This window comes from Marinagarivorans sp., assembly GCF_982758155.1.
On record NZ_CEXWTU010000184.1, the window covers coordinates 3291 to 10365 of the forward strand.

General features: G+C 47.1%; 4 protein-coding genes. 3 read left to right on the plus strand and 1 reads right to left on the minus strand.

Translation table 11 applies throughout. The features are described 5' to 3' along the window. A partial coding sequence (locus tag AC3A8L_RS16265) for a GGDEF domain-containing protein (RefSeq protein WP_487963326.1) occupies window positions 1–1203 on the plus strand: 1203 nt, incomplete at its 5' end. Between the two features lie 51 nt (window positions 1204–1254). Here AC3A8L_RS16265 and AC3A8L_RS16270 read toward each other — a convergent pair. Then, window positions 1255–3570 carry a DUF1631 family protein gene (locus tag AC3A8L_RS16270; protein WP_487963327.1) on the minus strand — a complete coding sequence of 772 codons (2316 nt, stop codon included), beginning with the start codon at window positions 3568–3570 and terminating at the stop codon, window positions 1255–1257. Window positions 3571–4345: 775 nt separating this feature from the next. Here AC3A8L_RS16270 and AC3A8L_RS16275 point away from each other — a divergent pair. Both AC3A8L_RS16275 and glmS read left to right on the plus strand, forming a co-directional pair. Continuing rightward, window positions 4346–5128, plus strand: a complete 783-nt coding sequence (locus AC3A8L_RS16275) for a DeoR/GlpR family DNA-binding transcription regulator (protein ID WP_487963328.1) — start codon at window positions 4346–4348, stop codon at window positions 5126–5128. Window positions 5129–5138: 10 nt separating this feature from the next. Beyond that, window positions 5139–6971: a glutamine--fructose-6-phosphate transaminase (isomerizing) gene (gene glmS / locus AC3A8L_RS16280; protein ID WP_487963329.1), complete on the plus strand. Its 1833-nt coding sequence runs from the start codon at window positions 5139–5141 to the stop codon at window positions 6969–6971. Window positions 6972–7075: the final 104 nt, after the last annotated feature.

The window sequence follows — 7075 nt, forward strand, 5'->3', positions numbered from 1 at the left end:
ACAAAGGCGGAGGCAACTCCCGAGCCAGTACCAAGTGATGAATCCGCTACCAACAACGGCCTGCACTCGCTAAATGAAGATGCCCTCGGCATTCCTCAAACGTCTTTTGAGGTTGTCGAGCCACACGATGCAGCGCCTCATCACGACGACACAAACATTACTATTGAAAATAGCGGCGAAATAGAATCGCTGCTGCATGAAATATTCTCTGCCATTGTTCCCACAGAGGATCTTGCGGCATCAATCATTGAAGAACGTAAAAAAATAGACCTCGGCGTAACAGGCGATAACATTGCCAGCTTCTTACGGGCCATCCGCGATATATTGCAAACAAGCTATATGAACTACGGCGCCGAATTCAGTAATTATCTCGTCCATATAGATTCTGAACTCGCGCGTATATGCCAAGTAATGGACCATCATTTAGAAGATGCGGCTCGGCAAATTACTCACCGCGCACTACAGAACAAGGCCATTGAAGAAAGCCAGGATAAACTGACCAGCACAAACCAAAGCGCCAGTAGCCTTGATGAATTAAAGTTTGCGGTTATGGAACACATTACCGTCATCGAAAAAAGTCTGATAGAGCGAAAACAAGAGAACACGCAAGATACGCAGCAAAATATTAATCTGCGTGAAGTGGCCGACCAATTACAGAAAGTTGAGGTAAAGGCAAAAACAACAAAAACACTCGTCGAGAAAGAGCAACATCAAGCCAACAGAGATGCCCTTACAGGACTGCCCAACAGAGCCGGTTGCAGCCAACGATTAGAGCACGAATGCGAACGCTTTCAGCGCTACGGCCATCCCGTTACATTAGCCATGTGCAACATTGATGCTTTAACTAAATTTAATGACTACGGCTATATTATTGGCGATAGAGTATTAAAACTAGTCGCAACCACCCTACGCGACAGGCTGCGCAGTGTCGATTTTATCGGCCGCTACAATAGCGATAAATTTTTGATAGTCTTGCCCGAAAGCCCAACCAATACAGCGCAAGAGACACTGGATACAATACGAAAATTCATTACTCGCGCCCCCTTAAACATCAAAGGTAAGCCGGTAAAAATTACCCTATCTATGGCACTAACGACATTTTCTAACAATGAGGATGGCGGAGATTACTGCACCCGATTAATGGAAGGAATTACAACGCTGCATGAGCAAGGCGGAAATCAATCACTGATTTTAACGCAATAGAATAAAAAATCGCGGAAGAATATAGGCAGATTGCAACAATTGCCTAGTCACTTACGACTCGATTTCTTCGCTTTTTCGCAAACTCACGATGACTTGTTCCAAAGCTTTATCAAACAAAAAGCTACTATCGATGGTTGTTAATTCTTTATTTTTAAACGCAAAGGCGAGCGCCAACAAGCTTTTTTCCATAACCTTTTGGCCACTGCGATTAACAAAGATATACGTTGAAGTTGACTCAATCACAGCCGCTAACCGACAGCGAAGTACTGGTGCATTTCGCTTCTTATAATCCAGCCATGTTCCGCGCGACAAAGCCTTAGCCTGCGCAAAGAATTGCTCATCTATCGTTGTGGCAGCCGTCTTCTCTGCAACAACACGCTGCTTTTTTTCTTTTAACAAAGAGCTGACATTATTATTTTTAACATGAGGCTCAGCATATTGTCTGCGCGTTTGTGCTGCTAATGCTTCAAACGCGGGCGAACCTACATCATCATGCGGCGGCAGAGCATCCGGCTTTAGCTCTTGAAATAACATTTTCAACGTATCTAAAAGCCGCTCACCCTCGAATGGGTCAAAAGCAATTAATTCAAAACCTTCCTGGATTTTAGCCTCTAGGGCTGGGTACTCTAGGCGTACGGTCTCACACGCAACATAACTCTGCAGGTTCTGTGTAGCATCCACCAGCTTTGCCGCCGTCGAAACCGTTTCGGCCCATAATTCTGACTCGGCACCGTGCTTAAGGCACACAACAAACATAACCTGATGCCAAGCTTTATGTATGAAAGCATGAATCACGCTGGGTAAATCACGGCCATCACAAATATCCACAATCGTTTGCGCAACCATCAAACGTGCACTCTCGGCCTTTGCCCGCCCCTCTTCCGCATCCAGAATACGTTTTTCTAGAACTTCTAAACGCTTTTGATCGCGATGAGTAAATGTTTCAAAGTCGGTTAATAAGTCGGTAAAAACCTGGCTATCTGTATCATAATTTTTAACCGCGCTATCGACGATATCAGCCATTTTTTTATACAGCGGGTCAGTTTGTAATGCCTCAACATCGTCGCCATTTAACGCCATACTGGCTTGTGCTAAAGCATTTACCAACTTGCGCGCACTATGATCAGGGTGGAACAATAAATCGTTATCCACCACCGCTGCGCGAGCAACCGGTATTTGCAAGCGGCACAATAATTCTTTCAGTGGGTTCGCTAAACTTTCTTCCGTTAACATGGTGCTGAACAAGCCATCAACAACCTGCAATGTTTTATGCTGAGGCGATAAATTTAGCGCCCCACTTAAACCGCCGCTCGCCTGCGAAATAGCCTTCATTAAACTACCTGGGCGAGTATGCGCTGCGGGCGTTATTGTCGCTTGAACCTGACTTAAAATATCGAGTAACTGTGGCGTATTTAAGCCCTTTGGCGTAAAGGTCTGATCAATGGCATTACCTTTTACGCTTTGTAAGCCGGCCTGTAACTCATTGAGTTGAGCGGCAATATCCGCCAAGGCTTTCTGCTCGGCATTAGCCGAAGGAGTATGGTCGGCTGCGGCACCAGCCAGAGGGGTCTCTTCCTCTAGCAATACTGGCGCACCCATCAAACCCTCGTCGGCGGGTTTTGTTAAACGGTTACGCGCACCTTTGGATTTTTTCTCGTTTTCGGCTTCAGCAAGATCAGGTAAAATTCCCCGCTCGGCAAGCAGCGTATTCAACTGGCGATACAGCTCTGGTAAACGGGCAATTAAATCTTGCTCAATCACTTTAAATAAAACTAAACGCGCGTTGATATGCAACCGTAAAGACTCGGTCGCCTGCTTAAAAGCCGTGCATATTTTGTGAGGTGACAACGGAATGTTGTCTATTGAACCATCACTTAAACACACCGCATCCAAACGCTGCATTAAATGCTCTAGCGATACCTTATTTTGTGTCACGCCTTTTTTAACAACCGCTTCGATCGCTAAAATTTCGTCCATGTCATCATTGGCAATAACACTTAGCGAATCAGCACCTATGCCATCGCCGTCGTCAGGTTCTTCCACGCACGAACAAAAGCCTTGCGTCATGAATTCTTTAAACTGATTTTTTACAGTTGCGTGGTTAGAGCGAATTTCTCGCATAGCGAAAAAGTAACTATCTTGTTCACTTTGCTGAAAAGCATGACTGGCCAGTTCGAATAAGGCATCGTCAACATTTGATACCGCCACATCGACACGTTCAAGCAACCAATCAAGAGCGCTATCTTTCATGGTTTGCACAGGCTTAGGCAATTTCGAAAGAATATAGGCCGTGTGTCTTTCGGCGCTACGATTAATAACCGTAAGGCTAACAGGTTTGTCTGGCGTGACAATGGATTTGCTTGACACTCTCTATGCCTCCAACTACTTAACGCAGCTTTGTATGGGGGCGACACTCCTAATCGCAGAATAATTGTCCGAAGAAATTTCAGAGAAATTTGCACCCGTAAAAATCCAGTGCCTGTTTACAGTCTTATCGCTAACGCAGTCCTCGTCAAATCGCACTTTCGCTAAAAAGAGGACCAAGTCACATGCCAAAAAAGTCTAAAAAAAATATTTTTATAAATCCGCAATCTTATAGTCAATTTCACTTAGTCAATTCAACTTTCTGCCCACACCTAAAGTCGACCGTTAGTCACGGGAAAAAATCCTAATGGATTGATAAACAAGTCAATTTATCTCCGCCGAATAAATAACAAAACAACGAATAAACCGAGCGACCGGTGATTCATATTAATGCTTAATCCTCCCCCAAATAGAACCATTTAATTTAAAAATCACCCACTTCTGTATTTTTTATTTTAAGGAAAATGTCTCCTTTTTCATCATTATGGCAGCCCACCAAAACCGCTACCGCCAACCACGCATCAACTCACCTATTTTTTCCGCTAATTCACAACCGCCACTACGCATACGTAAACCAAAAGTATTCTATTTTTGCTCAACAGTTATCATCATAGCTTGCAAGTTGGTGACTAACGTTTTATTTCCAACCAAAGCCTAGTACGCAACTAATAGGCTTGCTAAAAAACGCGTATAAACACGTATAAACACGTTAATAACTTGTTTTTTGATGATTAGGCTCTACAATTCTTTCGAACCGAAAGATAAGCAACCAAAACAGATGACAAAACGAAACACTCAACAGCGCCGACGCGCCATCGTAGAGCGCCTAGAAGACGCCGGCGAAGTGAGCGTTGATGCTCTAGCCGCAAGCTTTTCGACCAGTGAAGTCACTATTCGCAAGGATCTTAGCGCCCTAGAAGCCAGCGGTTTACTCATGCGGCGCTACGGTGGCGCGGTGGCTATTCCACAAGAATTTATCAGCGACCCTGCCGAGCAAGAAGTTTCGATTCACAAGCAAGCTATTGCACACGCAGCTGCCGCGCTAATCCGCGACCACAATCGAATCATCATTGATAGCGGCACCACAACCACCGCATTACTGCCCCAACTACTGTGCAAGCAAGGTTTGGTGGTGATGACGAATTCACTCAGCGTTGCCAATGCCCTGCGCGAATTAGAAAACGAGCCTACGTTACTCATGACAGGCGGAACCTGGGATGCACGGTCCGAGTCTTTCCAGGGGCAGCTGGCTGAGCAAATGCTACGCGCCTTCGATTTTGACCAACTGTTTATCGGTGCCGATGGCCTCGACCCTTTACGTGGCACCACCACCTTTAACGAATTGTTTCACCTCAGCCGTGTAATGGCCGAGGTTGCTCGCGAAGTGATTGTCATGGCTGAGTCGAGCAAAATAGGCCGCAAAATACATAACCTAGAGCTGCCCTGGCAGCAAATTACAACACTGGTCACTGATGACGATATAGAACCGGAACATCAGCAGCTCATTGAATCTCATGGCGTTACGGTGATAGCCGCGCCACTCCCTCATTCTCAAACTTAAGGACGTTCCCATGTGTGGCATTGTTGGCGCTGTAGCCCAGCGCGATGTAGCAGAAATATTAGTAGAAGGCCTTCGCCGCTTAGAATACCGCGGCTACGACTCCGCTGGCGTGGCAATTATTGACGACCAACAACAACTCGAACGCGTTCGCCGCCTAGGCAAAGTTGCCGAGTTGGCCGATGCCATTGCACTGGAGCCCGTACCAGGCGGTACCGGCATTGCGCACACCCGCTGGGCCACCCACGGGGAACCCAGCGAGCGAAATGCGCATCCGCATATGTCTGCCGAGCGCATTGCCGTTGTTCACAATGGCATTATTGAAAACCACGTCGAATTAAAAGAGTCGCTAACCGCTAAAGGCCACACCTTCACTTCCGATACCGATACCGAAGTTATCGCTCATTTGGTGTTTGAAGAACTCAAAACCGCCAGTACATTACTCGAGGCCGTGCAAAAAACCGTCGTGCAACTCACTGGCGCTTACGGCACCGTTGTTATCGATAAGCAAGATCCCGAGCGCATGGTTGTTGCCCGCAGTGGCAGCCCCTTGGTGGTGGGTTTAGGCATTGGCGAAAATTTCGTCGCCAGCGACCAGCTTGCACTGCTGCCCGTAACCCGCCGCTTTATGTATTTAGAAGAAGGTGATGTTGCAGAGATTACCCGTCGCAGCGTTGATATCTATTCCAGCGTCGGCGAAAAAGTGACGCGCGACGCTCACGAATCCAACGTCAGTTACGATGCCGCCGATAAAGGCCCCTACCGCCACTTCATGCTCAAAGAAACCTACGAGCAACCTCAAGCCATCACCAATACATTAGAGGGGCGCTTAGGCAGCGACACAGTACTGGAAGAAACCTTTGGCAATGGCGCATCCGAGCTGTTCAAAAAAGTACAGCACGTACAAATTGTTGCCTGCGGCACCAGTTACCACGCAGGCATGGTTGCACGTTACTGGCTAGAGACCTATGCAGGCATCTCTTGTAACGTCGAAATTGCTAGCGAATTTCGCTACCGTAAATCGTTTGTTCAACCCAATAGTTTATTAGTCAGTATTAGCCAATCCGGCGAAACCGCCGATACCCTCGCCGCATTACGCTTAGCTAAAAACTTGGGTTATTTAGGCAGCCTTACCGTGTGTAACGTTGCTGGTTCGTCATTAGTACGCGAATCCGACCTCGCCTTTATGACCCGCGCCGGCGCCGAAATTGGCGTTGCCTCGACTAAAGCCTTCACCACCCAGCTCGTTGGCTTTGCCATGCTAACGCTCGCTATCGGAAAACATCACGGCTTATCCACAGCGCAGCAAAAAGAACTCGTCGACGCCCTTAAAACCTTACCGCGTAAACTCGAAGAAACGCTAGAGTTGGCCAAAAGTATTGAAGCGCTCGCCGAAGATTTTGCCGATAAAAATCACGCCCTATTCTTAGGCCGTGGCGACCAATACCCCATCGCTATGGAGGGAGCGCTTAAGCTTAAAGAAATATCGTATATTCATGCAGAAGCTTACGCCGCAGGCGAATTAAAGCACGGCCCACTGGCCTTAATCGATGCCGAAATGCCCATTATTGTGGTGGCACCCAATAACGAGTTGTTAGAAAAGTTAAAATCGAACGTTGAAGAGGTCCGCGCGCGCGGCGGCCAACTGTATGTTTTTGCCGATGCCGCCTCCAACTTTAAAAGTGATAAAGGCATGCATGTCATTCAAGTGCCGGATGTACACCCCTGGCTAGCACCAGTGGTCTACACCTTACCGTTACAATTACTCAGCTATTATGTGGCCATTATTAAAGGCACCGATGTGGATCAGCCAAGAAATTTGGCCAAGAGCGTAACCGTGGAATAACATGATTAGGGGCGTACATGAAATAAGGGGCGAGGCAATAATAGTTTGCCCAATTAGACGAGGGCGCCTGCTTTCTCAACAAGGCGCTCGAAGGGGCGCATGCC

Bases quoted from the DNA above. Each gene is read 5' to 3' on its own strand.
- AC3A8L_RS16275 (WP_487963328.1), top strand. From the start codon at position 4,346: ATGACAAAACGAAACACTCAACAGCGCCGACGCGCCATCGTAGAGCGC.
- glmS (WP_487963329.1), top strand. From the start codon at position 5,139: ATGTGTGGCATTGTTGGCGCTGTAGCCCAGCGCGATGTAGCAGAAATA.